Annotated in this window: 26 protein-coding genes and 1 pseudogene; 11 read left to right on the forward strand and 16 right to left on the reverse strand. The window is 65.1% G+C overall.

Annotated elements, in window-relative coordinates:
• Window positions 1-17: 17 nt before the first annotated feature.
• Genes ABWV23_RS09405 through ABWV23_RS09415 form a run of 3 tightly spaced genes read right to left on the reverse strand, consistent with a single transcriptional unit; the run spans window position 18 to window position 2,720 of the window.
• On the reverse strand, window positions 18-1,340 hold the full coding sequence (locus tag ABWV23_RS09405) for a TRAP transporter large permease (RefSeq protein ID WP_353347190.1): 1,323 nt from the start codon (window positions 1,338-1,340) through the stop codon (window positions 18-20).
• Window positions 1,340-1,936: a TRAP transporter small permease subunit gene (locus tag ABWV23_RS09410; protein WP_353347191.1), complete on the reverse strand. Its 597-nt coding sequence runs from the start codon at window positions 1,934-1,936 to the stop codon at window positions 1,340-1,342. The genes ABWV23_RS09405 and ABWV23_RS09410 overlap by 1 nt, the downstream gene beginning before the upstream one ends.
• Entirely contained in the window at window positions 1,929-2,720 is a 792-nt protein-coding gene (locus ABWV23_RS09415; RefSeq protein ID WP_353347192.1) for an N-formylglutamate amidohydrolase, read from the reverse strand. The genes ABWV23_RS09410 and ABWV23_RS09415 overlap by 8 nt, the downstream gene beginning before the upstream one ends.
• Window positions 2,721-2,867: 147 nt before the next feature.
• Here ABWV23_RS09415 and ABWV23_RS09420 point away from each other — a divergent pair, with 147 nt between their 5' ends.
• On the forward strand, window positions 2,868-3,731 hold the full coding sequence (locus ABWV23_RS09420; RefSeq protein ID WP_353347193.1) for a MurR/RpiR family transcriptional regulator: 864 nt from the start codon (window positions 2,868-2,870) through the stop codon (window positions 3,729-3,731).
• Window positions 3,732-3,741: 10 nt separating this feature from the next.
• On the opposite strand, the gene ABWV23_RS09425 is transcribed toward ABWV23_RS09420, so the two are convergent.
• From ABWV23_RS09425 to ABWV23_RS09455, 7 genes are all read right to left on the reverse strand, one after another.
• A complete protein-coding gene (locus ABWV23_RS09425) occupies window positions 3,742-5,139 on the reverse strand; it encodes a hypothetical protein (protein ID WP_353347194.1) in 1,398 nt (465 codons plus the stop codon).
• Window positions 5,140-5,236: 97 nt separating this feature from the next.
• A complete protein-coding gene (locus ABWV23_RS09430) occupies window positions 5,237-5,455 on the reverse strand; it encodes a formate dehydrogenase subunit delta (protein ID WP_353347195.1) in 219 nt (72 codons plus the stop codon).
• Complete coding sequence (gene fdhD / locus ABWV23_RS09435; RefSeq protein WP_502901641.1) at window positions 5,445-6,269, reverse strand: formate dehydrogenase accessory sulfurtransferase FdhD; 825 nt, start codon at window positions 6,267-6,269, stop codon at window positions 5,445-5,447. The genes ABWV23_RS09430 and fdhD overlap by 11 nt, the downstream gene beginning before the upstream one ends.
• The gene (fdhF, locus tag ABWV23_RS09440; protein ID WP_353347196.1) at window positions 6,266-9,166 is read right to left on the reverse strand and encodes a formate dehydrogenase subunit alpha; all 2,901 of its coding nucleotides are present in this window, start codon (window positions 9,164-9,166) and stop codon (window positions 6,266-6,268) included. Before fdhF ends, fdhD begins: the two co-directional genes overlap by 4 nt.
• 97 nt (window positions 9,167-9,263) lie before the next feature.
• On the reverse strand, window positions 9,264-10,781 hold the full coding sequence (locus tag ABWV23_RS09445) for a formate dehydrogenase beta subunit (RefSeq protein WP_353347197.1): 1,518 nt from the start codon (window positions 10,779-10,781) through the stop codon (window positions 9,264-9,266).
• Complete coding sequence (locus ABWV23_RS09450; RefSeq protein WP_353347198.1) at window positions 10,778-11,254, reverse strand: formate dehydrogenase subunit gamma; 477 nt, start codon at window positions 11,252-11,254, stop codon at window positions 10,778-10,780. Before ABWV23_RS09450 ends, ABWV23_RS09445 begins: the two co-directional genes overlap by 4 nt.
• A 98-nt stretch (window positions 11,255-11,352) precedes the next feature.
• A complete protein-coding gene (locus tag ABWV23_RS09455) occupies window positions 11,353-12,282 on the reverse strand; it encodes a LysR family transcriptional regulator (RefSeq protein WP_353347199.1) in 930 nt (309 codons plus the stop codon).
• Window positions 12,283-12,484: 202 nt separating this feature from the next.
• Here ABWV23_RS09455 and ABWV23_RS09460 point away from each other — a divergent pair, with 202 nt between their 5' ends.
• Genes ABWV23_RS09460 through arsJ form a run of 3 tightly spaced genes read left to right on the forward strand, consistent with a single transcriptional unit; the run spans window position 12,485 to window position 15,584 of the window.
• Window positions 12,485-13,333, forward strand: coding sequence for an arsenate reductase/protein-tyrosine-phosphatase family protein (locus ABWV23_RS09460; RefSeq protein WP_353347200.1), 849 nt, complete (start codon window positions 12,485-12,487; stop codon window positions 13,331-13,333).
• Window positions 13,330-14,328, forward strand: coding sequence for an ArsJ-associated glyceraldehyde-3-phosphate dehydrogenase (locus ABWV23_RS09465; protein ID WP_353347201.1), 999 nt, complete (start codon window positions 13,330-13,332; stop codon window positions 14,326-14,328). Before ABWV23_RS09460 ends, ABWV23_RS09465 begins: the two co-directional genes overlap by 4 nt.
• Window positions 14,325-15,584: an organoarsenical effux MFS transporter ArsJ gene (arsJ, locus tag ABWV23_RS09470; RefSeq protein WP_353347202.1), complete on the forward strand. Its 1,260-nt coding sequence runs from the start codon at window positions 14,325-14,327 to the stop codon at window positions 15,582-15,584. Before ABWV23_RS09465 ends, arsJ begins: the two co-directional genes overlap by 4 nt.
• Before the next feature lie 3 nt (window positions 15,585-15,587).
• Here the strand turns inward: arsJ and ABWV23_RS09475 are convergent, their stop codons facing one another.
• Window positions 15,588-16,064, reverse strand: coding sequence for a MarR family winged helix-turn-helix transcriptional regulator (locus ABWV23_RS09475; protein ID WP_353347203.1), 477 nt, complete (start codon window positions 16,062-16,064; stop codon window positions 15,588-15,590).
• Between the two features lie 250 nt (window positions 16,065-16,314).
• Between ABWV23_RS09475 and ectA the strand changes: the two genes are divergently transcribed.
• From ectA to ABWV23_RS09500, 5 genes and pseudogenes are all read left to right on the forward strand, one after another.
• Window positions 16,315-16,845, forward strand: a complete 531-nt coding sequence (ectA, locus tag ABWV23_RS09480; RefSeq protein WP_353347219.1) for a diaminobutyrate acetyltransferase — start codon at window positions 16,315-16,317, stop codon at window positions 16,843-16,845.
• A 51-nt stretch (window positions 16,846-16,896) separates the two neighbouring features.
• Window positions 16,897-18,192, forward strand: coding sequence for a diaminobutyrate--2-oxoglutarate transaminase (gene ectB / locus ABWV23_RS09485; RefSeq protein WP_353347204.1), 1,296 nt, complete (start codon window positions 16,897-16,899; stop codon window positions 18,190-18,192).
• Window positions 18,193-18,200: 8 nt separating this feature from the next.
• Window positions 18,201-18,593: an ectoine synthase gene (locus tag ABWV23_RS09490; protein ID WP_353347205.1), complete on the forward strand. Its 393-nt coding sequence runs from the start codon at window positions 18,201-18,203 to the stop codon at window positions 18,591-18,593.
• A 59-nt stretch (window positions 18,594-18,652) separates the two neighbouring features.
• The gene (locus tag ABWV23_RS09495) at window positions 18,653-20,152 is read left to right on the forward strand and encodes an aspartate kinase (RefSeq protein WP_353347206.1); all 1,500 of its coding nucleotides are present in this window, start codon (window positions 18,653-18,655) and stop codon (window positions 20,150-20,152) included.
• 531 nt (window positions 20,153-20,683) lie between these two features.
• Window positions 20,684-20,851, forward strand: a pseudogene (locus ABWV23_RS09500) (helix-turn-helix domain-containing protein); the annotation flags it as partial.
• Window positions 20,852-20,930: 79 nt separating this feature from the next.
• On the opposite strand, the gene ABWV23_RS09505 reads toward ABWV23_RS09500, so the two are convergent.
• From ABWV23_RS09505 to ABWV23_RS09525, 5 genes are all read right to left on the reverse strand, one after another.
• Window positions 20,931-21,578: a DUF1826 domain-containing protein gene (locus ABWV23_RS09505; RefSeq protein ID WP_353347207.1), complete on the reverse strand. Its 648-nt coding sequence runs from the start codon at window positions 21,576-21,578 to the stop codon at window positions 20,931-20,933.
• 29 nt (window positions 21,579-21,607) lie between these two features.
• Window positions 21,608-22,081 (reverse strand): metal-independent carbonic anhydrase family protein, encoded by a 474-nt coding sequence (locus ABWV23_RS09510; protein WP_353347208.1) that lies wholly within the window; start codon window positions 22,079-22,081, stop codon window positions 21,608-21,610.
• An 83-nt stretch (window positions 22,082-22,164) separates the two neighbouring features.
• Window positions 22,165-24,087: a threonine--tRNA ligase gene (gene thrS / locus ABWV23_RS09515; protein ID WP_353347209.1), complete on the reverse strand. Its 1,923-nt coding sequence runs from the start codon at window positions 24,085-24,087 to the stop codon at window positions 22,165-22,167.
• Between the two features lie 86 nt (window positions 24,088-24,173).
• Complete coding sequence (gene yidD, locus ABWV23_RS09520) at window positions 24,174-24,392, reverse strand: membrane protein insertion efficiency factor YidD (RefSeq protein WP_353347210.1); 219 nt, start codon at window positions 24,390-24,392, stop codon at window positions 24,174-24,176.
• Between the two features lie 3 nt (window positions 24,393-24,395).
• Window positions 24,396-25,538, reverse strand: coding sequence for a CobW family GTP-binding protein (locus tag ABWV23_RS09525; RefSeq protein ID WP_353347211.1), 1,143 nt, complete (start codon window positions 25,536-25,538; stop codon window positions 24,396-24,398).
• 97 nt (window positions 25,539-25,635) lie between these two features.
• On the opposite strand from ABWV23_RS09525, the gene hisI reads away from it, so the two are divergent.
• Window positions 25,636-26,109 carry a phosphoribosyl-AMP cyclohydrolase gene (gene hisI / locus ABWV23_RS09530; RefSeq protein ID WP_353347212.1) on the forward strand — a complete coding sequence of 158 codons (474 nt, stop codon included), beginning with the start codon at window positions 25,636-25,638 and terminating at the stop codon, window positions 26,107-26,109.
• 128 nt (window positions 26,110-26,237) lie between these two features.
• A complete protein-coding gene (locus ABWV23_RS09535) occupies window positions 26,238-26,492 on the forward strand; it encodes a hypothetical protein (RefSeq protein WP_353347213.1) in 255 nt (84 codons plus the stop codon).
• Window positions 26,493-26,577 lie beyond the last annotated feature (85 nt).

Below are 26,577 nucleotides of genomic sequence, written 5' to 3' on the forward strand. Positions count from 1 at the left end.
GAGGCTCTTCTCTCTGGTTACTTTGCATAAACCGTTTCGGGCAGCCAAAGGGCGATTTCGGGAAAGACCATCACCAGCATCAGCGCGACCACCATGACCAGCGCGAAGGGGATGATCGAGACATAGATGTCGCGCAGCCCGATCTCGGGTGGGGCCATGGCGCGCATCAGGAACAGGTTATAACCGAACGGCGGGGTCATGTAGGCGATCTGCGTTGTGATGGTATAGAGGACACCATACCAGATCAGATCAAAGCCCAGCGCGTCCACCAGCGGCACGTAGAGCGGCGCCACGATCACAAGCATCGCAGTGTCGTCCAGGAAGGTGCCCATGACGATGAAGCTGAGCTGCATCAGGATCAGGATCATCCATGGCGAAAGTCCCAGCTGCTCGGTGAACAGATCCTCGATCGCCTTGACCGCGCCCAACCCGTCGAACACAGCTCCGAACCCCAGCGCGGCAAGGATGATCCACATGAACATGCAGGAGATCGCCAGGGTTTCGCGCACCGAGGTCTCGAACACGTCCTTGGTCATCCGGCCCTTGAGCACGGCGGCGACAAAGGCCGCCATTGCCCCGATGGCCGAGCTTTCCACCAGCGAGGTCCAGCCTTTGACGAAGGGCACCATCATCACCGCGAAGATCACCAGCGGCAGGATGCCCGCGCGCAGCAGTCGCAGCTTCTCGGCGGTGGAGACGTTGCGCTCCTCCTCCGAGAGGGCCGGGCCAAGCTCGGGTTGCACCCGGCAGCGGATGTAGATGTAGAGGATGAACATCCCGGCCATCATCAGCCCCGGAAGCACCCCCGCGAGCCACAGCTGCCCGACCGGCTGGCGCGCGATCATCGCGTAGAGCACCAGCACCACCGAGGGCGGCACCAGGATCCCGAGCGAGGAGCCCGCCTGGATCACCCCGGTGACCATGATCTTGTCATAGCGCCGCTTCAGCAGTTCCGGCAGCGCGATGGTCGACCCGATCGCCATACCCGCCACGCTCAGCCCGTTCATCGCCGAGATCAGCACCATCAGCCCGATGGTCCCGATCGCCAGCCCGCCCCTGACCGGCCCCATCCAGACATGGAACATCTTGTACAGATCGTCGGCGATCTTGGATTCCGACAGCACGTAGCCCATGAAGATGAACATCGGCAGGGTCAGAAGCGGATACCATTTCATCAGCTTCATCGCCGCCGCGAACGGGATCTCGACCCCGCCGGTCCCCCACAGCAGCAGCGCCGACGCGGCACCGACGAACCCGATGGCCCCGAACACGCGCTGGCCGGTCATCAGCATCAGCATCATCGAGCTGAACATCAGCAGGGCAATCATTTCATAGGGCATCAGATTTCTTCCCCGCGGATGATCGCGATGTCGCGGAACAGTTCGGCCAGGCTCTGCAAGAGCATCAGCGTGACGCCAATGCACAGCAGCGTCTTGACCGGCCACAGATGCGGCCGCCAGGCGGTCGGGCTGCGTTCGAGAAATCCCAGTTTTTCACCTGCCGCATCGAAGCCGCCGGTCACAAGCGTTTTCAGCAGATCCCAGAAAAAGGCAAAGGGCTCCATCCCGAAATAACCCAGCGAATAGGCGGTGGACCCCACCGCGCCATAGAGCAGGATGCCGAGATATCCCATCAGGAACAGCACGGTGAAACTGTCAAACCAGGCCTTGGTCCGGGTCGACCAACCGCCATAGAACAGGTCCATCCGCACGTTGGAGCCGAGCTGCAGTGAATAGGGTCCGCCAAGCACGTAATAGGCGACCATAACGAATTGCGCGGTTTCCAGCGTCCAGAGCGAGGGGGTGAACACCGCCTTGGAGACCGAGGACCACAGCAGAACGCCCACCAGCACGAAGATCAGGTACATCGCGACGCGCCCGATGAACCGGTTGAGGCGGTCGATGGCGCGGACATAGCCGCGAATGGCTCTAGGCATGGGCCGTCTTCCCGCCCGGCGAGGCCAGCGCATCGAGCGCCGGAGCGATCAGCGCCATCAGGTCCTCGACCATCGCCGCGACGGCGGATGCGTCGGCGATGAGGTCGTTGCGCAGCTCGATCATCACGTTGGGCAACCCGTTGGCGATGCCATGCAGCTTGAGCGAATGGGTCACCCCATCTTCGGGGCCATAAGGATCGTTGCGGGCAATGCGCCGGTTCGGCAGCGTTGACGCCCGCTCCAGCATCGCGTCGGCCAAGCGGCTTTCGGTATCGTGCAGGATGCCGATCTCGGTCTCGCGCGGCTGACCGTAATAGACCGGGGTAAAGCTGTGAACGGTGATCAGCACGGTCGGAAGGTTGCGGGCGCGACGGTCGGCAATCGCGGCGGAAACCGCTGCGCAGAACGGCCGATAGACGGTTTCGACCCGCTCGGCGCGCGCCTCGGGGGCCAGGTCGCGATTGCCGGGCACCTCGACCAGCTCGGATTTTTCCGGCGTCGCGCTGGCGGCCTCGGGCGGACGGTTGCAGTCGTAGACCAGCCGCGACACCCTGCCGGCGACCAAGGGCGCGTCAAGCGCCCGGGACAGCGCCAACGCCACATCCCGCGCGCCGGGATCCCAAGCCGCATGGCTGTCGCGCGCCCTGGCAGAAAGGCCCAGCCCATCGTATCGTGCCGGTATGTGATTGGCCGCGTGTTCGCACAGCAAAAGCGCCGGCCCGGCCCCCTGCGGATTGATCAGTTCGACGGTGTCCATTTCGGCGTCCGACCTGCCCTCGGGCATATGCGATCCCCCATGTTTGGAAAAATCTTTTCACATTGGCGGACTATGTGTCAATATATCTCCAATGACAGACGTCGGGGAAATCGTCCGCTGCATCATGCGGTGGGTCGCCTGCCCGAGTTTCAAGCAGGAGGCACAGCCCGACCGGTGACCAAACCCGCCCCGACCGTCCGCGAACTGATCCGTCAGCATTATTCCGAACTGACCCAGTCAGAGCGCAAGTTCGCCCAGGCCCTGCTGGCAAATTACCCGGCGGCCGGGCTGGCCTCGATCACCATCGTCGCCTCCAGCGCCGAGGTCTCGACGCCCACGGTCGCGCGCATGGTGCAGAAACTGGGGTACAAGGGCTATCCGCAATTTCACCAGGCGTTGCGGACCGAGTTGGAGGCCAAGGGCTCCGGTCCCACCAAGCGACGCGAGAAATGGGCCGCCGAAGCCCCCGAATCGCACCTGCTGAACCGGTTCGCCCAGACCGTGACCGGCAATATCGAACAGACCTTTTCCAACATCGACACCGAGGCCTTCGAATCCGCGGTCCGGCAACTGGCCGATACCGAGCACCAATTGTACGTGGTCGGCGGGCGCATCACCCGCGCGCTGGCCGACTACGCCTTTACCCACTTCCAGGCGGTGCGACCCAAGGTGACCTACATGACCGCCTCCTCGGCGACCTGGCCGCATTACGTGCTGGACATGGAAAAGGGCGATACGCTGCTGCTGTTCGACGTGCGTCGCTACGAGGCCAACCTCGAACGGCTCGCTGAACTGGCCGCCGAGCGGGGCGTCAAGCTGATCCTGATCACTGATCAATGGTCCAGCCCGATCGCGCGGGTGGCGCATTACAGCTTCAACTGCTGGGTCGAGATCCCCTCGGCCTGGGATTCGAACACCTCGACGATGATGCTGCTCGAGGCGCTGATCGCCGCAACCCAGGAAAGCTGCTGGCCCGAGACCCGCGATCGCTACGAACGGCTTGACGCGCTGTTCGACCTGACCCGGCTGTTCCGGTAAGGGGCGCCCCCTAGCCCCCGATCACGAAGGCAAAGACCAACACCCAGCCGGAGAGCAGCGCCCCGACCGTCAGCGCGTAGCCTCCGTTCCAACGCAGCCCGACATGCGTGGCGCTCACCTGCCCGAACGAGCCGATCATCAGGGTCGTCGCGGTAAAGGGCGAGGTGGCGCCGCCCATCGCCCAGCCGGCGGCGATCGCCGTCACCACGGCTGCCGGTGTCACCCCCATCGACGCCGCCTCCGGGATCAGCGGCGCCAGCAGGGTGACCGTCAGGATCGGGTTCATGCCGAGCTGGCCCAGCACCGGGATGATCCAGACCAGCAGCACCAGCACCACCCATCCCGGCAGCAACGCCGGATCGAGCCCCGACCGCAGCACCAGCGGCAGCAGCAGTGGCGCGCCAATGGTCCCGATATAGCCCGCCATCATCAACAGCGTGATCTCGCCGCGATAACCGGGCAGGTCGGTCACGAGGTAGTCACGCAGACGCTTGCCGAGCGAGAAATCAAGCCCCCCTCCCCCATGCTGCAGGATCGCCCAGGCCAGCGCGATCGCCGGCACCACCACCATGACCACCCCGACGACCCGGATGCCGGTCAGCATGTGCAGCCCGCCGACGGTCAGGCCGAACAGCACCAGCAGCAGCACCAGCGGCGAGATCGCCATCCAGGACCCGGCGCCGCGCGCCCCCGCTCGCGGCGGCAGCGTCAGCCTCGGCTTGAAGAGGGTGTCGAGCGCCCAGCCGGTGCCGGACAGGATCGCCGCCGTGACCAGCCCGGGCGCGACCGCATCAGCCCAGCGCGCGCCGGGGATCAACGCGGTGGTGATCGCCATGGCGAAGGCCAGCGGCGACCACGGCAGCGAGGAGACGAACCCGCGCTGGATCGCCAGCAGCATGCGCCGGCGACGGTGGCCGCGGATCACCGGATCGGCCTCGGCGGCGGCGCTGGTGGTGGCCAGGCTTCCCAGCAGGGTGATGGCGCCGTAATTCAACAGCAGCGCGAACAGAAGCCCGCCCAGGGTCAGCGCGCCATAGCGCCGCCCCGGCGGCTGGCTGGCAAGGAAGCGCCCGGCGCGACCGATGGCGGGCGAGGTTTCCGCGACGTTGCGCAGCGTCGAAAGCGCGGTGAAAAAGGCGCCGATGAATCCCGCCGAGTAAAGACCCCGCAACGCCACCGCCTGCCAACCAGTTCCGGTGAGCGCCAACGCCAGGGTCAGGGCTGCCCCTACCGCCACGAATGCGCGGCGTGAGGACCGCACGCGCGGGGTCAGCAGGGCCACGACCGCCAGCACCAGCCATGGCACCGGCGCCGAGGCCCAGTCAGCGCCCCATTCGGCGCAGGCAACAAGGCCGGTCAGAACGACCAGCAGGCAGGAGGTGATCCAGTTCAGGGGGGAGTGTGGCATCGGGCGGGCATCCTCGCAGCCCGAATTCCGGGCCTGTCGACCCCTCCGGCCTACTCCAACACCGAAGCTGCGGCAAGTCGGCGACGGGAACCGCCGGTCAGGACACCGGTTCGCGCACCTGCGCCGCCGCCTCGATCACCACCGGGTCGAGCCCCGCGCCGCCGCCGGCGACGTGGTCCAGCAGTTGCCGACGCATGCGCGGATCCCAGAAATCGTTGAGGTGGGCTGCCACCTTGCCGGCCTTGTCCGCCTCCGGCTGGGTGTTGAAGAACGTGGCGATCTGGTTGGCCATGTAGATCATCTTGTCAGGCGACATCGGAGGCTCCGGTCAGGATACGGTCGGGATGGGCATAAAGGTCAAAGGCACCACTGCGGGCAAAGGCGGCGAGGGTCACGCCCGCGCCCTCGGCCAGCCGCACCGCATGGGCGGTCGGGGCCGACACGGCGACCAGCACCGGACAGCCGGCGATGGCGCATTTCTGCACCAGTTCGACCGAAATGCGGCTGGTCATGACGATGGCGCCCTGCCCCGGGTCGATCCCCTGGCGGGCCATGGCACCGATCAGCTTGTCGAGCGCGTTGTGCCGCCCGACATCCTCGCGCGCCAGCACGATGCCCGCGCCGGGGCGCAGGAACCCGGCGGCATGCACCGCCTGGGTCTGGTCGTGCAGCGGCTGATGTGCGCGCAGCGCATCGGCAGCCCGCGCCAGATCCGATTGGGCAATCTGCACCGCGCTGGAGACCCGGGGCAGCGGCCGGATCGCCTGGTCGAGGCTGTCGATCCCGCACAACCCGCAGCCCACAGGCCCGGCCATGGTGCGGCGGCGGGCTTTCATCGCCTCGGCCCGCTCGGGTGCCAGCCAGAAGCGCACCTCGGTTCCCGCTTCGTGCTCGACGATCTCGGGGCCCTCGAGCTGGCCCGGATGCGCGACGATCCCCTCGCTCAGCGAGAAGCCCAGCGCGAAATCCTCCAGGTCGGCGGGGCTGGCCATCATCACCGCCTGGGTGCTGCCGTCATAGACCAGCGCGACCGGCCATTCCTCGGGCAGGGTCCGGCTGACGCCACGCGGGCCGTCCTGGCGCACCGCGAGGCCCGGCAGGCTCTGGGCGGGGCGGCGGGCCATGGTCATTCCGCCGCCGGCAGGATGCGGCGCGACCGCGCGGCCTGCGCGGCATAGCTCTCCTGCCATTCGGTCGGCCCGTTCGAGGCGCTGACCTGCACCGCCGTCACCTTGTACTCGGGACAGTTGGTGGCCCAGTCGCTGAAATCGGTGGTGATCACGTTGGCCTGGGTGTCGGGGTGGTGGAAGGTGGTATAGACCACGCCGGGGCTGACCCGGTCGGTGATCTTCGCCCGCAGCGCGGTATCGCCGGACCGGCTGGCCAGCTTGACCCAGTCGCCGTCCTCGATGCCGCGCACCTCGGCGTCATGCGGGTGGATTTCCAGCACGTCCTGATCATGCCACACCACGTTGTCGGTGCGCCGGGTCTGGGCGCCGACGTTGTACTGCGACAGGATGCGACCGGTGGTCAGCAACAGTGGGAACCGCGGGCCGGTCTTTTCATCCGTGGCCACGTACTCGGTGACGATGAACCGCCCCTTGCCGCGCACGAACCCGTCCACATGCATCAGCGGCGTGCCGTCCGGGTGCGCCTCGTTGCAGGGCCATTGCACGCTGCCCTTCTCTTCCAGCATCTCATAGCTGACGTTGGCGAAACTGGGTGTCGTCGCCGCGATCTCGTCCATGATCTGGCCTGGGTGGGTATAGTGCCAATTCGCCCCCATCGCGTTGGCCAGCAACTGGGTCACCTCCCAGTCGGCATAGCCGTTACGCGGCGCCATCACCCGGCGCACGCGGTTGATCCGACGCTCGGCATTGGTGAAGGTGCCGTCCTTTTCCAGGAAGGTCGAACCGGGCAGGAAGACGTGGGCGTAATTCGCCGTCTCGTTCAGGAACAGGTCATGCACGATGACACAGTCCATCGCGGCAAGGCCGGCGGCAACATGCTTGGTGTCCGGGTCCGATTGCAGGATGTCCTCGCCCTGACAATACAGCCCCTTGAAGGTGCCGTCGACGGCGGCGTCCAGCATGTTGTTGATGCGCAGCCCCGGTTCAGGGTCCAGCTCCACGCCCCAGGCCCCTTCGAAGACGGCGCGCACGTCGTCGTTCTTGAGGTGGCGATAGCCGGGCAGTTCATGCGGGAACGACCCCATGTCGCAGGACCCCTGCACGTTGTTCTGGCCCCGCAGCGGGTTCACGCCGACCCCCTCGCGCCCGACGTTACCGGTCAGCATGGCAAGGTTGGCGATGCCGATCACCGTGGTCGAGCCCTGGCTGTGCTCGGTCACGCCCAGCCCGTAATAAATCGCACCGTTGCCCCCCGTCGCGAACAGGCGGGCGGCGGCGCGCAGCTCGTCCGCCGGTACCCCGGTCAACATCTCGGTCGCCTCGGGGCTGTGGCGCGCATCCGAGATGAACTCGGCATAGCTCTGGAACTCGTCCCAGTCGCAGCGCTCGCGGATATAGGCCTCGTCCATCAACCCCTCGGTGACGATGACATGCGCCAGCGCCGAGACCACCGCCACGTTGGTGCCGGGCCGCAGGGCAAGGTGATGCGCGGCCTCGACATGGGCCGATTTCACCAGGTCGATGCGGCGCGGGTCGATCACGATCAGCTTGGCGCCCTGGCGCAGCCGCTTTTTCAACCGGCTGCCGAACACCGGGTGCGCGTCGGTCGGGTTGGCGCCGATCACGATCACCACGTCGGTCTTTTCGACACTATCGAAATCCTGGGTGCCGGCCGAGGTGCCGAAGGTCTGGCCAAGGCCGTAACCGGTGGGCGAATGGCAGACCCGGGCGCAGGTGTCGGTGTTGTTGTTGTGGAACACCGCGCGGGCCAGTTTCTGCACCAGGTAGGTTTCCTCGTTGGTGCAGCGGCTCGAGGTGATCACCCCGATGGCGCGGCGGCCGTGGGTTTCCTGCAACGCGCGCATCTTGGTCGCGGCAAAGCCCAGCGCCTCGTCCCAGCTCACCTCGCGCCAGGGTTCGTCGATGTGATCGCGGATCATCGGGTTCAGGACCCGGTCCTTGTGATTGGCATAACCATAGGCGAACCGCCCCTTGACGCAGCTGTGCCCACGGTTGGCCTGGCCGTGCTTGTAGGGAACCATGCGGACCAGCTGATCGCCGTTCAGCTCGGCCTTGAACGAACAACCGACGCCGCAATAGGCGCATGTGGTGATGACCGAGCGTTCCGGCGTACCCAGCTCGATCACCGATTTTTCCTGCAGGGTGGCGGTCGGGCAGGCCTGCACGCAGGCGCCGCAGCTGACGCAATCGGACGACAGGAAATCGTCGCCCGCCATGCCCGGCGAAACCCGGCTGTCGAAACCGCGTCCTTGAATCGTCAGCGCGAAGGTGCCTTGCACCTCTTCGCAAGCGCGCACGCAGCGCGAGCAGACGATGCACTTGGACGGGTCATAGGTGAAATAGGGGTTGCTCTCGTCCTTGGGCAGCCACTCGACGTTGGCCTGCCCGCTGGTGTCGCGCGGCTCGAAATGGTTGGCCAGCGGCGCCTGCTCCGGCGCCTGGTAGCGCACGTCGCGCAAACCGACCATGCCGGCCATGTCCTGCAACTCGCAATCGCCGTTGGCGGCGCAGGTCAGGCAGTCGAGCGGGTGGTCGGAGATATACAGCTCCATCACCCCCTTGCGGATCTTGCGGACCTTGCTGGACTGGGTGTGCACCACCATGCCCGAATGCACCGGCGTGGTGCAGGAGGCCGGCGTGCCGCGCCGCCCCTCGATTTCGACCACGCAGAGCCGGCAGGAGCCGAAGGCGTCAAGGCTGTCGGTGGCGCAGAGCTTGGGCACCGGGATGCCGGCCATCGCGCTGGCGCGCATCACGCTGGTGCCCTCGGGCACCGTGACCTCGACCCCGTCGATGGTCAGCGTGACCGGCCGGCCCGTTTTCGCGGGCGTGCCCATGTCGCGGTCGTCGTCCCAAGGGATGATGAAATCTTTCATGACGTGACCTCCTTGGCGGAGCGGGAATAAGACATATCGGGTTGCGCACCATACGGGCCGAGGGGCCCGGCTGCGTGATGCATGTTATCACGCCCGCTCATTCCGCCGCCTCCTTCGCCGTGGCGAAATCGTCGGGGAACAGCGTCAGCGCCGACATCACCGGATAGGGGGTGAACCCGCCCAGCGCACAGAGCGAGCCCTCCTTCATCGTCTCGCACAGGTCGGTCAGAAGCGGCACCGCATCGGCGTCGCCCTGCGCGATGCGGTCGATGGTCTCGACCCCGCGCACCGCGCCGATGCGGCAGGGCGTGCACTTGCCACAGCTTTCCACCGCGCAGAATTCCATCGCGAACCGGGCCATCTTCAGCATGTCGACGGTCTCGTCGAACACCACGATCCCGGCGTGCCCGATCAGCCCGCCGGCGCCGTCGAACTCCTCGTAGCTGAACCGCGTGTCGAATTGCTCTGGCGCGAAATAGGCCCCCAGCGGGCCGCCCACCTGCACCGCCTTGACCGGGCGGCCGCTGGCGGTACCGCCGGCAATGTCATTGACCAACTCGCCCAGCGGCATGCCGAAGGCGGTCTCGTACAACCCGCCGTATTTCACGTTTCCGGCGATCTGGATCGGCATGGTGCCCTTGGACCGGCCCAGCCCGAAACCGGCATAGAACCCGGCGCCCTTCTCGAAGATCACCGGCACGGTGGCCAGCGACAGCACGTTGTTGACCACCGTGGGTTGGCCAAAGGCCCCTTCGAGCGCCGGCAGCGGCGGCTTGGCGCGCACCACCCCGCGCTTGCCCTCGAGCGAGTTCAACAGCGAGGTCTCCTCGCCGCAGACATAGGCCCCGGCCCCGACCCGGACCTCCATGTCAAACCCCTTGCCCGAACCCAGCACATCGGCGCCCAGGACCCCGGCCGCGCGGGCGATCTCGATCGCTTCTTCCATCACCGCGATCGCGTCGGGGTATTCCGAGCGCAGGTAGACGAACCCCTTTGTCGCCCCGGTTCCGAGGCCGGCAATCGCCATCCCCTCGATCAGGCAGAACGGGTCGCCCTCGATGATCATGCGGTCGGCAAAGGTGCCGCTGTCGCCCTCGTCGGCATTGCAGACGATGTACTTGCGCGCCGATTTGGCCAGCCGCACGGTGTCCCACTTGATCCCGGTGGGAAAGCCCGCACCGCCGCGACCGCGCAGCCCCGACAGCTTGATCTCGTCAACGATCGCCTCGGCACTCATGCCCAGTGCGCGGCGCAGGCCGGCCAGACCACCCAGCGCCTCGTAGTCGACCAGGCTCAGCGGATCGGTCACGCCGCATCGGGCAAAGGTCAGACGGGTCTGGCGCGCGAAGAACGGGATCTCCTCGACACGGCCCAGCCCCGGGAGCGTGCCGTCAAGCAGCGCCGGCGCATCCCCCGGCGCGACCGGGCCGAACCCCTCGCGCCCCTCACCCCGGTCGATCTCGACCAGCGGTTCCAGCCAGATCATGCCGCGGGTGCCGGTGCGGATCAGGTCGATTTCCAGTCCGCGCCTGTCGGCCTCGGCCCGGATGGCGGCGGCGATGTCATCGGCGCCCAGCGCCTTGGCCGCGCTGTCGCGGGGAACGTAGATCTTCATGCGCCCGCCTCCGTCAAAATCTCGTCCATCCGCGCGCTGTCGACGCGGCCCACGACCCGGCCATCGACCATCGCCGCCGGGCCGCAGGCGCAGAGCCCGAGGCAATAGACCGGCTCGATCGTTACCGCGCCGTTGGCGGTGGTCCCGTGCCATTCCACGCCCAGTCGCGACAGCGTCTCTTCGGCCAGCGCGTTGGCGCCGACCGACTGGCAGGCCTCGGCGCGGCAGATCCTGACCACGTGGCGCCCGGCGGGCACCTCGCGGAAGTCATGGTAAAAGGACATCACCCCATGCACCTCGGCACGGGTGATGTTCAGCGCCTCGGCGATCAGCGGCAGCGCCATCTGCGGCACTTGCCCATAGGCAGACTGGATCGCGTGCAGGATCGGAAGCAGCGGACCCTCAAGCGCCATCTGGCTGTCGATCAGGGCCTGGATCTCTTCGGCGGTCGGGTCTGGCGGGCTCTGGGGCATGTGTCCTCCCATGGCATGTCTCTCGACTGGGTGGAGGATTCGGGATACCGATTCAATATCGTTGTTTCGTTGAACGATAGCAGATCTCTATCGAAAAGTCACTCCGCGCGCGCCGCCTTGGCGGCGGTCAGCCGCCGTTTTCCGCGCCCTGCGGCCAGCTTGTGCGCCATCTCCAGCAGCGCCTTGAGCACCGGCGTGTGCGGTTCCTGGTAGGGCGCGACAAGGCCGACGGCGTGGCCCTCGGGCTTTTGCCGGATCGGGATCACCTTCAACCCGGTGCCAGCGGTCAGGAAATGCGCGATGTCGTCGGGCAGCACGGTGACGCTGCTGCCGTGCTGCACCTGCGAAACCAGGACAACGGTGGAATTGGATTCCAGGTAGGCTGCCGGCGTGATCCCGGCCTCGGTGAAATTCTTGTTGATGATGCGCCGGTTCTGCATATCGGGCGTCAGCAGGCACAGCCGTTCATCGCCCAGTTCCGCCCAGTCGACGCCATCTCGCGCCGCCAGCGGATGCGCGCCGGAACAGACCAGCGTATAGGTTTCGCGGTACAGTTCGGCGGTCGAGACCCGGCCCAGCGGCTCGTTGTCGAGATAGGTGATGCCGGCATCGATATCGAGATTGTCCAGCATGTTCAGCACGTCGATCGAGGTGGTCGAGCGGATGGTAAAGCTGACGTTGGGATGTTCGGCGTTGAAGGCCGCGGCCAGCCGCGAGGCGGTGGTCAGCGCGGTGGGGATCACCGCGATCCGCAGGTGCCCCGACAGCCCCGCGTGGGTAAAGCGCATCTCTTCGCGCAACCGTCGGGCGTCGCCGACGATCTGGCGTGCCCAGTCCAGCGCGCGCTGCCCCTCGGGCGTCAACCCGCCATAGCGCGAACCGCGCTGTACCAACTTGACGCCGAGTTGATCCTCAAGCTGCCGGATTCCGGTCGACAGCGTGGGCTGGGTCACGCCGATGCTGGCGGCGGCGCGGCCAAAGTGTTGTTCCTTGGCCAGCGCGATGAGCATTTCAAGTTTTCCGATCATGATTCGATATTGGCACGGCGAAAACCGATAGGAAATATCTTTCAATCAGGGCGCCCCGCCGCCGGGTTCACATCCCCGCGACGCGGACCGCCACCATCCGCCGCCTGTCATCCGCGCCCCTCCCCCGTGACAAAGCGCGGATCTGTTCCCATGACCCGCTTCCGGTCTTGCAAACCGCATATATTTCATTCATTCATGAAATATGGAAAAAGAATCGCTCACCCAGCTTGCCACCCTCAGCCATCCACAGCGGATGCAGGTGTTCCGCCTGCTGATGCGGCGCTATCCCGATGCGGTTCCCGCCGGCGAGATCGCCGCCGCGCTGGGGCTCAAGGCCAGCACCAACTCGGTCTATCTCTCCGCCCTGCTCGAGGCCGGTCTGGTCGAGCAGCACCGGCAGGGAACCTCGCTGCGTTACCGGGCCAATGTCCCGGCAGTGCAGGACCTGATCGGTTTTCTCTTCCTTGACTGTTGTCGCGGGCGCCCCGAGTTGTGCCCGCCGCAGCCTTCCTCCACTGCTGACGGAGCCACCGCCATGGCCAACCGGAAATACAACGTGTTGTTCCTCTGCACCGGCAATTCCGCCCGCTCGATCTTTGCCGAGGCGCTGCTGCGCGCCGAGGCGGGCGATCGGTTCAACGTCTATTCGGCGGGTACCCATCCCTATTCCGAACTCAACCCCCTCGCCGTCGAGATGCTGGCCTCCAAGGGGCATGACACCACGAAACTGCGCGCCAAGACCATCGCGGAATTCCAGCGCCCGGAGGCGCCGGTGATGGATTTCGTCTTTACCGTCTGTGACCAGGCCGCCAACGAGCACTGCCCGACATGGCAGGGGCAACCGGTCAGCGCCCATTGGGGCATGCCCGACCCGGTCAAGGCCGAGGGCACCGACGCCGAGAAACGGCTGGCCTTCCAACAGGCCTATGGCGCGCTGCGCAACCGCATCCGCGCCTTCGCCGCCCTGCCCCTCGACACGCTCGACCGCATCTCGCTTCAGGCGGCGGTCGACGGGATCGGGGAAACCGCACCGGAAGGAGCCACCAAATGACCACTTACGCACTCAACGGCCTTGGCCGCATGGGCAAGCTGGCCCTGCGCCCGCTGCTGGAACGCGGCGCGCAGGTGGCCTGGATCAACGACGCGGTGGGCGACGCGGAAATGCACGCGCACCTGCTGGAATTCGATTCCGTCCACGGCCGCTGGCCCGCCGCGTTTGCCCATGACGCGGACACCCTCACCATCGACGGCACCCGCCTGCCGGTACACGGGGCCAAACGGCTGGAGGATCTGCCGCTGGACGGGGTCGACGTGGTCATCGACTGCACCGGCGCCTTCAAGACGCAAGCAAAACTCGCCCCCTATTTCGCCGCCGGCGTGAAGAAACTGGTGGTTTCTGCCCCGGTCAAGGACGGACCGACCGCCAATATTGTCTATGGGGTCAACGACCACATCTACGACCCCGCCGCGCACACCATTGTCACCGCCGCAAGCTGCACCACCAACTGCCTCGCGCCGGTGGTCAAGGTGATCCATGAAAACCTCGGCATCCGGCACGGCTCGATCACCACGATCCACGACGTGACCAATACCCAGACCATCGTCGACCGCCCGGCCAAGGACCTGCGCCGCGCGCGGTCTGCGCTGACCTCGCTGATCCCCACCACCACCGGCAGCGCCACCGCGATCACGCTGATCTATCCCGAACTGACCGGCAAGCTGAACGGCCATGCGGTACGGGTGCCGCTCTTGAATGCCTCGCTCACCGATTGCGTGTTCGAGGTGGAACGGGAAACCACGGCGGAAGAGGTCAACGCCCTGTTCAAAACCGCCGCCGAGGGCGCACTTGCCGGTATCCTCGGCTATGAGACCCGCCCGCTGGTCAGCGCCGATTATACCAACGATCCGCGCTCCAGCATCATCGACGCCCCGTCGACCATGGTCATCAATGGCACCCAGGTGAAGATCTACGCCTGGTATGACAACGAATGGGGCTATGCCAACCGCCTAGTCGATGTCGCCCTGATGGTCGGGGCCAGCCTGTGAGCCAGACCGCGACCGACCGGGGGCTGGCCGCCTACGTGGCGGTCACCGCCGCCTACTGGGCCTTCATGCTGACCGACGGGGCACTGCGGATGCTGGTGCTCCTGCACTTTCACACGCTGGGCTTCTCGCCGGTACAACTGGCCTATCTCTTCGTCTTGTACGAAATCGCCGGTGTTTTGACCAATCTGTCAGCCGGCTGGATCGCGGCGCGGTTCGGTTTGACCCGCACGCTTTACGCCGGGCTTGGATTGCAGGTGGCGGCCTTGCTGGCGCTGGCCCGGCTCGATCCCGGCTGGGCGGTCTCGCTCTCGGTTCTTTACGTGATGCTGGTGCAGGGCGCCTCGGGCGTGGCCAAGGACCTCGCCAAGATGAGCTCCAAGTCGGCGGTCAAGCTGCTGGCGCCAAAAGAGGACGGCGGGCTGTTTCGCTGGGTCGCGCTGCTGACCGGGTCGAAGAACGCGGTCAAGGGACTGGGCTTTCTGCTGGGGGCGGCGCTGCTGGCTCAGGTGGGGTTTCATGCCGCCGTTCTGGGCATGGCCGCCGCGCTGGCCGCGATCCTGGTCGCGGTGCTGTTCGGCATGCCCGCCGGGCTGCCGGCGGGCCGCAAGGACGCAAAGTTCCGCGAGGTGCTGTCGAGGAACCGCAACATCAACTGGCTGAGCTTTGCCCGCGTGTTCCTGTTCGGCGCCCGCGACGTCTGGTTTGTGGTCGGCATCCCGATCTATTTCCATGCGGTGCTCTCGGACGGGACCGGGGCGGGCGACCGCGCGGCGTTCTTCATCATCGGCGGCTTCATGGCGGTCTGGATCATCCTTTACGGCGCGGTGCAGGCCAGCGCGCCGAGACTGCTGCGCGCCGCGTCACGGGGCGAGGCGGCGATGGTGACAAGCGCACGGAGCTGGGCCGCCGGGCTGATCTCGGTGCCCGCCGCGCTGGCGCTGCTGACGGCGCTGGCCGGCACGCCGACGCCCTGGCTGACCGCGACGCTGATCGCCGGGTTGCTGGTGTTCGGCGCCCTCTTCGCGGTCAATTCCGCGCTGCATTCCTACCTGATCCTTGCCTTCAGCGAGGACAGCCGCGTGACCATGGACGTGGGTTTCTACTACATGGCCAATGCCGCCGGGCGGCTGTTGGGCACGGTTCTGTCGGGGGCCAGCTACCAGTTGGGGGGGCTGCCGCTGTGCCTCGGGACGGCGGCGGCGATGGTGGCGCTGAGCGCGCTGGGGGCGGCGCGGCTGCGCCCGGTCACGGCCTGAAACTCAGCCGGCGGCGGTGAAATCGCCGGTATCCAGCACCGGCGAGGCGTCTATATCCTCGGCATCCAGCATCGAGGCGACCCGCTCCAGCGCGGCGACCAGCATCGCCTGCTCCCAATCCTCCAGCGCCTCGAACTTGCGCACGTAACGCTGTTGCAGCGCATCCGGCGCCCGCACGATGGCAGCGGCCCCCTTTTCGGTCACCACGATGTTGGTCTGGCGCCGGTCCTTTTCCGAGCGCTGGCGTTCCACCATGCCCTGGCGCACCAGCTTATCGACCAGCGAGGTGACGGTCGCCTGCGACACGCCCATGCGCTGCGAAATCTGGGTCGCGGTGCAATGGCCGCGCTCGCTGACAAGCTGCAACACGCGGAACTGCACCGCCGTCAGACCCGCCGCCTGCGCCAGCTCGCGGCCGAACAACTCGGTCGCGCGAAGGATCCGCCGCAAGGCGATCAAGCTGATATCGGTGCGGTCCATCTCCCCCTCCCGGCTGCGAGTTTTCCAATGATGACAGAGCGTTAGACGCCCATCAATAGCCATGCACCCGATGCCGGGCAAGTCAAACTATATTTCATTAAATCAAAGGATTTTCACCCCTAGAACAAAGCATTTTTCGCCAAAATCGGCCGATTTTCGCGCCAATGGCAGTATTTTACTTTTACATGTTGAAGTTTTTCACGGCGACGTTACTTTGACAGTCGAAGCAAACGGAGGAAGCAAATTCGTCATGTCACAGGCAAAGAACATGCCGCACGAGGACCATCCCGCCCTGCGCAAGCCCGTCTCAGAGGACGGCGGCGCGATCTGGGACCTTGTCCGCGCATGCAAGCCGCTCGATGAAAATTCCATGTATTGCAACCTGATCCAGTGCGACCATTTCCGCGACACCTGCGTGGTGGCGGAGCGCGATGGCGCGGTGCTGGGCTGGGTTTCGGCCTATGTCATGCCCAGCCAGCCCGACACGCTGTTCGTCTGGCAGGTCGCGGTGTCTCCGCAAGCGCGGGGCATGGGCCTGGGCACCAAGATGCTGGCCGATATCCTCGACCGCGACGATTGCGACGAGGTCACGCGCCTGCAAACCACGATCACCCGCGACAACGAAGCCTCCTGGAGCCTGTTCCGCCGTTTTTGCGAGCGCCGCTTCGGCCGCTTCGATTCCCAGCCCCATTTCATCCGGGATGATCATTTCATGGGGCTGCACCCGACCGAGCACATGGTCACCATCACCCTGCCGGAGCGGATGAAGAAAGCGGCATAATCCATGCTGCGCCCGCCCGTGCTCCCCCATCTCTTCCTGGAAGGACTTACCATGTCGACTGACACGTCAGCCGAAATCAAGATCTTTGAACGTCGCGAATCCGAGGCCCGCAGCTATTGCCGGGGCTTCGACACCGTCTTTACCTCGGCCCGGGGCTCGGAAATGACCGATGCCAAAGGCCGCAGCTATATCGATTTCCTCGCCGGCTGTTCCTCGCTGAACTATGGCCACAACGACCCGGACATGAAGATCGCGCTGATCGAGCATCTGACCGATGACGGGCTGGCCCATGCGCTGGACCTGCACACCGATACCAAGGCGAGCTTTCTGAACGCGTTCGAGCGCCATATCCTCACGCCGCGCAACCTGGATCACCGGGTGATGTTCACCGGCCCGACCGGCGCCAACGCCGTCGAGGCGGCGATGAAACTGGCGCGCAAGGTGACCGGGCGGAGCAACATCATCGCCTTCACCAACGGGTTCCACGGGGTGACTCTGGGCGCGCTGGCCGCGACCGGCAACGGCTATCACCGGGGCGGCGCCGGCATCGACCTGCATGGCGTGACGCGGATGCCGTTTGACGGCTTCTTTGGCGAGGGCACCGACACCGCCGATTTTCTCGAGGCGATGCTGCGCGATACCTCGAGCGGCATCGACGCCCCGGCGGCGATCCTGCTGGAAACCGTGCAGGGCGAAGGCGGGCTGAACGCCGCGCGCCCCGAATGGGTCAAGCGGGTGGCAGAACTGGCCCATGACCACGGCGCGCTGCTGATCGTCGATGACATCCAGGCCGGCTGCGGCCGCACCGGCAGCTTCTTCTCCTTCGAGGAGATGGACATCGTGCCCGACATCGTGACCATGGCGAAATCGGTGTCCGGTTTCGGCCTGCCGATGGCGCTGACGCTGGTGCGCCCGCAATACGACGTGTTCGGCCCAGCCGAGCACAACGGCACCTTTCGCGGCAACACCCACGCCTTTGTCACCGCCCGCGTGGCGATCGAGAAATTCTGGGCCGACGACACGTTCCAGGAATCGCTGGCCGAAAAGGCGATGATCCTGACCACGGCGCTGTCCGAACTGGCCGAGATGATCCCCGGCGCGCGGCTCAAGGGGCGCGGGCTGATGCAGGGGGTCGATGTCGGCTCGGGCGACCTGGCCGGGCGGATCTGCGCCACCGCCTTCGGCAAGGGGCTGGTGATCGAGACCTCCGGCTCGGACGACGAGGTGGTCAAGGTGCTGGCGCCGCTGACCACCCCGGACGAGATGTTCCGCAAGGGGCTGAACATCCTGCTGGAAGCGGCCCGCGAAACCCTGACCGAAGAACCCAAGAGAATTGCAGCGGAGTAACAAGACCGATGATCGTACGCGACTTCAACGAAATCACCAAGAACGAGCCCGAACGCGTGGTGTCCGACGCCAAATGGTCCAGCGTGCGGATGCTGCTGGCCGATGACGGGATGGGTTTTTCCTTCCACATCACCTTCCTCGAAGCCGGTTCGGAGCATACGTTCCACTACAAGAACCACTTCGAGAGCGTCTATTGCATGCAGGGCAAGGGCTCGATCACCGATCTGGCTACCGGCGAGACCCACGAGATCAAGCCGGGCGTGATGTATGCCCTCGACCAGCATGACAAGCATATCCTGCGCGCCGAGGAAGAGCTGGTCATGGCCTGCTGCTTCAACCCGCCGGTGACCGGCAACGAGGTCCATCAGGCCGACGGCTCCTACGCGTTGGAATCGGCCTGAGCCACCTGACCCGGAACCGAGAAAAGGAGGCCCGGCGCAACCCGCCGGGTAATCCCCCTGTGAGTTTTCCAGACCATACCGTCGAGAAGATCGGCGGCACCTCCATGAGCCGTATCCGCGAGCTGCGCGATACGCTTTTCATCGGCACCCGCACGGGCGCCGACCTGTATCACCGCGTGTTTGTCGTCTCTGCCTTCGGCGGCATCACCAACCTGCTGCTGGAGCACAAGAAGACCGGCACGCCCGGTGTCTATGCGCTGTTTGCCAATGACGACAACGGCCACGACTGGCTGGACGGGCTGACCCGCGTGGCCGACGCCATGCGCGAGGCGCATTCCGCCGTGCTCGAGCACCCCGCCGACCTGACCGCCGCCGACGAGTTCGTGCGCGAGCGGATCGAGGGCGCGCGGTCGTGCCTGTTCGACCTGCGGCGGCTGTGCTCCTACGGCCATTTCCGCCTGTCGAGCCACATGATGGTGATCCGCGAGTTGCTGTCCGGCCTGGGCGAGGCGCATTCCGCCTTTGTCACCACGCTGCTGCTGCAACGGGCCGGGGTGAACGCCCGGTTCGTCGATCTCAGCGGCTGGCGCGACGAGGAGGAGCACAGCCTGAAACAGCGCATCACCGCCGGTCTGGAACAGGTCGACCTGACCTCCGAACTGCCCATCGTCACCGGCTATGCCCAGTGCACCGAGGGGCTGATGCAGGAGTTCGACCGCGGCTATTCCGAGGTGACCTTCTCGAACATCGCCGCCCTGACCCAGGCGAGTGAGGCGATCATCCACAAGGAATTCCACCTCTCCTCCGCCGACCCGATGCTGGTGGGCGAAGAGGCCGTGCGCAAGCTGGGGCACACCAATTACGACGTGGCTGACCAGCTGTCGAACCTGGGGATGGAGGCGATCCACCCCAACGCGGCCAAGACCCTGCGCAAGGCGGGCATCCCGTTGCGGGTGACCAATGCCTTCGACCCCGGCGATCCGGGCACACTGATCGACGACGCCCCCGCCGAGGCACCGGCGGCCGAGATCGTGACCGGGCTGACCACCTATGCGTTGTCGCTGTTCGAACAGGACATGGTGGGCGTGAAGGGCTATGATCAAAGCGTGCTGGAGATCCTCGCGCGGCACAAGGTGCACATCGTGTCCAAGGGCACCAACGCCAACACGATCACCCACTACCTCGACGCGCCGCTAAAGGCGGTGCGCCGGTCCGAGCGTGACCTGACCGAAAAGTTCCCCAATGCCGACGTGACGGTGCAGGGGCTGGCGCTGGTCTCGGTGATCGGTCGCGACCTGAACGGGCTGAACGCCACACAGGCCGGGCTGGCCGCGCTGCAGACGGCGCAGATCACGCCGCTGGCGGTCCAGCACCTGCCGGGCAGCGTCGACATCCAGTTCCTGGTCGCCAAGGACGACCGCGACAAGGCGATCAAGACGCTGCACCGCGCCCTGATCGAAAAGCCTGCGGCAGGCGGGTCGCAGCCGATCCGGCTGGAACGCAAGACGCCGCCGGCACAGGCGCCCGAGACCGAGTTCCAGCTGTCCAACGCCAGTTGAGCGAACACCAGAGATGACGGAGCGGCCGCAAGGCCGACCCGTTTGCTTCGGGGGCGGGCCGCAGGGCCTGCCCCCTTTCTGGATGGGGCGATGGTCGCGCCCCGATTTGGGTGCGGGCATCATCACGATGATTGACCGCCCTCAGCCCACTGTCCCGATCGAGCAGTTGCAGCAATTGGCAGTCGGCGCGAAATCGCGCGAGAAGGGCCGACCAAAGGCGGCCATTCCGATTCCCGGCAAATCATGCGCGGCGCGGGAATGGCACGACTTGCGCGTGCTCCCCGTCCCGCCGCTTCACTGAATTTTTCCATCGGTACGAAGCAAGACATCATGCTGGCAATGACGCCGGAACGTGTTCAGGAACTGGGCCGCGCCGGAGGGATGGGCCGGACCAAACGGGCAAAGCTCTCAGGGTTGGCCGATGTGCTGACTTCGAGGACCGAGCGGCGGGATCGACGATTGCCCTCTCACGCCATCGCCAAGGACCCGGGCATGAGCCTCCGTAGTCTGAACTGAACATTTGCGGCCGAGTTCGGGACCTCGCCCATGACCACGCTTGAAGCGCTGCGGTGTGATCGGGCCAAGGCTCGACCGCTCGATACGGTCCTGCCACTCGAGACCGTGGCGTACCGTGCCGGGTTTCAGTCGGACGAGCAAATGCGTAAGACCTTTCACCGTCGTTTATTCCTTTCGCCTCGCGACGACCGTGCGCGGTTTGCGCCCCGTGGCACGCAGCAAGGGGAGCGCCCCGCGGCCCAATGGCCACAGGGTGTCGAAGTCAATTTATGTACGCGGTCTCGGCTTCTGCCGCCGGGCCCTCAATCGGGTCGAGCACCAGCACCAGCCGTGTTTCGCCCGTGCCGTAAATGGGTGGCGACCGGTGCAACAGGCCCGAAAGCGGGGTTTCCGGCCAACGCGTGCCGCGCAGGAGGATCGGAGATCCGATCGGCACGGTCATGATCCGTTCCGGGTCATGGCCGTTTTCGGAGAGCCCATACTGCGTGCCGGTACCGCGATAGGTGCAGACCAGCCGGGCTGTCACGGCATCGACGTGGAACTTGCGGCAGGCATTCGTGTCGATCACGTCAAAACGTAGCCTGAGGTACGGGCTGTTCATGACGCTCCCAAAGATGGATGCCAGGGCAGAGGCATCTTCGATCAGGAGATCGCGCTCTGAACACTCCGGCGTTCCATGCTGGCGGGCGATATCGAGCAGCGCGTCACAAACCGCCTCCGGCCGCAGGATCATCCGCGCTTTTGGCAATTGGTCTGGCGGCAGCGCATCAATCCAACGCTGGAAACGGGGGAGCGGATCACGCGTCCAAACCATCGCGGCACAGGCCGGCCGGTGAATGGCAGACAGGTCGTCCAGCGCGGATGAGAACGTCATGCAGTCGTCGAGTTCGGGGATCTTGTCGAGGATCATCGGGCGGTCTCCGTTGTCAGGTTCGGATACTAGGGCTGGTAGGGCAGTGATGAATGGTGCAGAACGATGCGCAGAGCGCCGGTCTCGTCCTTCTTGTAGCCAAAGCTCTTGTCGACCGTGGTGACGGAACCGTCCTTGTTGGTCAGCTTGATCCAGCCCATCCACATCGCGACATCGCCCTGGATGAAGGTGCCGGAGGTAATGTTCTCCGTCGCACGCCAGCCCATGATCGCGAAACCGTTGTCGAGCGGATAGTCTTCGGAGTGGCCACAGAAATAGGCCAGCGCACCTGCCTTGGTCGGGCGGAACGTCTGCTCGCCGCTCGCCATGGTCGGCTTGAACAGGACCGGCCCCAGATTGTAGCCATAGTAAGCGTCGATATTGGCGGAGGCGACCATGCGGGCCGCCTCGATGCCGCCCTCCTCGAATGCCTTTGAAATGCTGATTTTGCCGTTGCCCCAGATGGTAAGGGCCGTTTCGATCTCGTCCTGGGTGATCTGCAATGGATGTTCCTGTTTGCTGTTCTGTCTCAAGTGGTCGCAGTCGCATTGCGCGTTTGCGCGCCCTTTGGCCGTTGGCGCCGCCATCAGCGCCGCCCGCCGGGCGGTTGCGCCTCGGCGACCAGCGCCTGCACCGCCTCATCCAGTGACACGGTTTGGGTCTTGTCCGTTCCGTGGCGGCGGATCGTGACGGTGCGCTCTTCGGCCTCCCGCCCCCCGAGCGCGATCTGCACGGGGATCTTTTGCAGCGCATGCTCGCGAACCTTGTAGCCGATCTTTTCGTTGCGCAAATCGGTCTCGATCTTCAGCCCGGCGGCCTTCAACGCCCCGGCGACCTCGTTGGCCCAATCATCCGCAGCGCCGGTCACTGTGGCCACGACCGCCTGTACCGGCGCCAGCCAGAGCGGCAGGTGCCCCGCGTGGTGTTCGATCAGAATGCCCGTGAACCGTTCCAGAGAGCCAAAGAGCGCGCGGTGCAGCATGACCGGCACCAGCTTGTCGCCCGAGGGGGCAACATAGGTCGTGCCGAACCGTTCCGGCAGGTTGAAGTCCACCTGAAGCGTCCCGCACTGCCAATCCCGCCCGATGGCGTCGCGCAGGACATATTCAAGTTTTGGTCCGTAGAATGCGCCTTCGCCCTCGAAGATCGTATAGGGATGGCCTGCCTGATCCAGCGCCCTGCGCAGCGCATCTTCCGACCGATCCCAGCTTTCATCGCTGCCGATGCGGTTCTCGGGGCGAGTCGAGAGCTTGATCCGCACATCCTCGAACCCGAAGTCGCGGTAGATCGACAGGACCAGATCGTTGACCTTGAGGCACTCCTCGGTCAACTGCTCGGGCGTGCAGTAGATATGGGCGTCGTCCTGGGTGAAGCTGCGCACGCGCAGCAGACCGTGCAAGGCACCCGACGGCTCATAGCGATGCACCTTGCCGAATTCGGCGATTTTCAGGGGAAGGTCGCGGTAGCTCTTGGTGCCTTGCCCGTAGATCAGCATATGACCGGGGCAGTTCATTGGTTTCAGGGCATAGTCGCGGTCATCCTCGGTCTTGGCGAGGAACATGTTCTGCCGGTAATTCTGCCAATGGCCCGAGGTTTCCCAAAGGGCGCGGTCCATGATGTCGGGGGAGTTGACCTCGACATAGCCTGCCTCTTCCTGGCGATCCCGCATGTAGCCGATCAGCGTCTGGAACAACCGCCAGCCTTTCGGGTGCCAGAAGACAGAGCCGGGCGCGACCTCTTCGAAATGGAACAGGTTCATTTCGCGCCCCAACCTGCGGTGATCGCGCTTTTCCGCCTCGGCCATCATCGTCATATGCGCATCCAGCGCAGCCTTGTCGGCGAAGGCGACCCCGTAGATGCGGCTGAGCATCTGGTTGTTGCTGTCGCCGCGCCAATAGGCCCCTGCCACGCGGGTCAGTTTGAAGGCGCTGCCCGCGTCGCCAGTGCTGCGCATATGCGGCCCCCGGCACAGGTCGAGCCAGTCGCCTTGACGATAGATCTTGACCGCCTCTCCTTCGGGGATCGCGTCGAGCAGCGCCAGTTTGTAGGGTTCGCCCGCCGCCTCGAAGTGCTGCCGCGCCTCTTCGCGGGACCATTCCTCGCAGGTAAAGGGCGTCTTGGTGGCGATGATCTGGCGCATCTTCTTTTCGATGACGGGCAGATCTTCGGGCGTGAATGGCGTGTCGCGTTCGAAGTCGTAGTAAAAGCCGTGCTCGATGGCGGGACCGATGGCCGTCTTGGTGCCAGGCCAGAGCGCCTGCACCGCTTCGGCCAGAACATGGGCGAGGTCGTGGCGGATCAGTTCCAGCGCACGCGGGTCATCGCGCGACATCAGTTCAACCGCCGCCCCATCGGGCAAGGGCGCGGACAGATCACTGACCTTGCCATCAACGACCGCAGCCACCGTACGTTTGGCAAGGCTCGGGCTGATGGATGCCGCGAGGTCGGCAGCAGTGCTGGCGGGGTCAAGCGCACGGGTCGCGCCATCGGGCAGGCGGATATGGATCATTCGGGGGTCTTTCTTTCGGAGGGCGGGGGCACCGGGTCCTATCCGGTTCGCCCCCGTGGATTGCAGCGAATGAGGTGGCAGAGCGTCTACCATGGCCCGCGCAACGGACCATGTATCTCCGGCACCTCAATGGCATAGGCGGAACAGGCGGGTTGAAAGTGGGATGCATGGCCGGACCAAGGCCACGGCAGCGGGCGGTATCCACGCACCGGCAGGGTCAGCAACCAAGTGGTAAACCCGGCAATCAGGTCGCGCCGGACCTCTGGCGCAGCGGGGCGCGTTGATTGGGGAACGCAGATCGGCATGGCTCAGAACGGCATCTCGATGGTATCGACCATCATGCCACCAGGCAGATCCTGTGACGCCGCCCCTTCCTTTGGCCGCATCAAGAGCATGTCCAAACTGGCCTTGAGGTCGGCCTCCTCCATGTCCCGTGCGATGACAACGACGCGGCTGTTGGTGTCCTGACCCGACCAGCTTTTCAATGGCACGGGCGCATCGAAGATGTGCTGCACCCCGTGAAAGACGAATGGATACGGAAGCCCTTCGACGTGAAGGATGCCTTTCATGCGCAGGATGTTCGGCCCCTTGAGCGCGATCAGCGTATCCAGCCAGAAGTCGAAGACAGTCGCGGGAATGGGCTCTGTCACTTCGATGGATGCAGAATTGATCCGGTGGTCATGCCGAACATGTTCCACTGGCATCGTCGGGCTGACGCCCATTGGTGCTGCGGGCTTTGCCGCGAAGCCTGAAAGACCGGCCAGCGGATCGGGCTTGGTCAGCTCCGGCACCTTCCCCAGCCAACTGTCCACATCAGAAGACGTCACGCCTTCGCGCATGGCCGACAGCCCGAAGAGCGACCCCACCGGCACGCTCCCGTGGTGCGCAGGGATGCGCCGAGCCGAGGCATTGAGGCCTTCCAAACGCTTCTCAAACCTGGACAGATCAAAGGGGTCGACCAGATCGGTCTTTGAAAGGATCAGCACGTCGGCCATCGCCACCTGGTGAACCGCCTCGAATTGCCGGTTGAGCGTTTTCATGCCCGTTGCCGCGTCAGCCAGCGTCACGACACCATCGAGCCGGAATGCCTGCGCAATCTGATGATCCGTCGCCAGGGTGTGGACGATCGGACCCGGATCGGCGATGCCGCTGGTTTCAATCACGACCCGGTCAAAATCCACCTTTCCTGCGGTACGTTTTGCGATCAAGGCCGCAAGTGTCTTGGCCAGATCCCCCAGTATCGCACAGCACAGGCACCCCGATTGCAGCAATACGGTTTCTTCGGTCGCCTCCTCGATCAGGTCGTGATCGAGACCCACATCACCGAATTCATTCATGATGACGGCAATCCGCCCGGCCTCCGGATCGCGGATCAGGTGGTTGAGTAGCGTTGTCTTTCCTGCGCCGAGAAACCCCGTCAACAAGGTGACCGGAACGCGTTTGTCCTCCAAGACCATTCTGGCGCGGACCTCTTTACAATGCACTTGCTTTTGACCTTGATCGTTATGTTATAACATACGCATTTGCAAGGGATCCGAAGAGGCCGAGATGACACAATTGAAATTTCAATCCCGGCAGACCGTGGAACAGGTCGAAGAAAGCACTGACCTCGCACCCAAGTTCGGCGACGATGGCCTGCTGCCCTGCATCACCACCGATGCCGCCACGGGCGAGGTGTTGATGCTCGGCTGGATGAACGCGGAGGCCTTCCGCCTGACCATCAAGACCGGTGAGGCGCATTACTTCAGCCGCGCGCGGCGGGTGCTGTGGCACAAGGGCGCCACCTCTGGCCTGATCCAGAAGGTGGTCGAAGCGCGCATCGACGACGATCAAGATGCGCTGTGGCTGCGCGTCGATGTCACCGGGTCCGGCGCGTCCTGCCACGTTGGCTACCGCTCCTGCTTCTATCGGGCGGTGCCGCATGGCGCGCGGGCCGGAGATCCGCTGACCTTCCTCGAAGACCACAAGACATTCGATCCGCTGGCTGTGTATGGCGATGCGCCGAACCCGACCCAACTCTGACCTCGTTTGGATGCAGCGCGCCCTTACGCTGACCAAACCTGTGCGCGGCCATGTCCGGCCCAATCCGCCGGTGGGGTGCGTGCTGGTCAAGGATGGAGCTGACGTCAGGCAGTTGGATTGGAGACGGTATGGCAGAACGCAGTCCCATGCAGGCCGCACGGGCCTTGTGGCACACGCAGCGCGTCAAGCGACTGGTGAGGGACCGTCTCGGCAATGGTGCGACCTACCTCGTTTCGGTTCGCGAGACGATTTGCACCGATCCGGACTGCGCAGGACCGGCGACGGAGGTTCGGATCACGAGCCTGAGCTTCCGCGAAACCCGTCTCACCATCCACAAGCCCGTTTCCAAGGTGTCCTATGCCGACATCGCCGAGGTGTTTTGAACGCCTATGCTTCAGCGACCGACCACCGCCCGAGGCATCGGCCCCCGTAGCCAGGACCGATGTCCGCCGAAGTATGCTCGAAGCT

Source organism: Aquicoccus sp. SU-CL01552 (assembly GCF_040365005.1).
Taxonomy (GTDB): domain Bacteria; phylum Pseudomonadota; class Alphaproteobacteria; order Rhodobacterales; family Rhodobacteraceae; genus Antarcticimicrobium.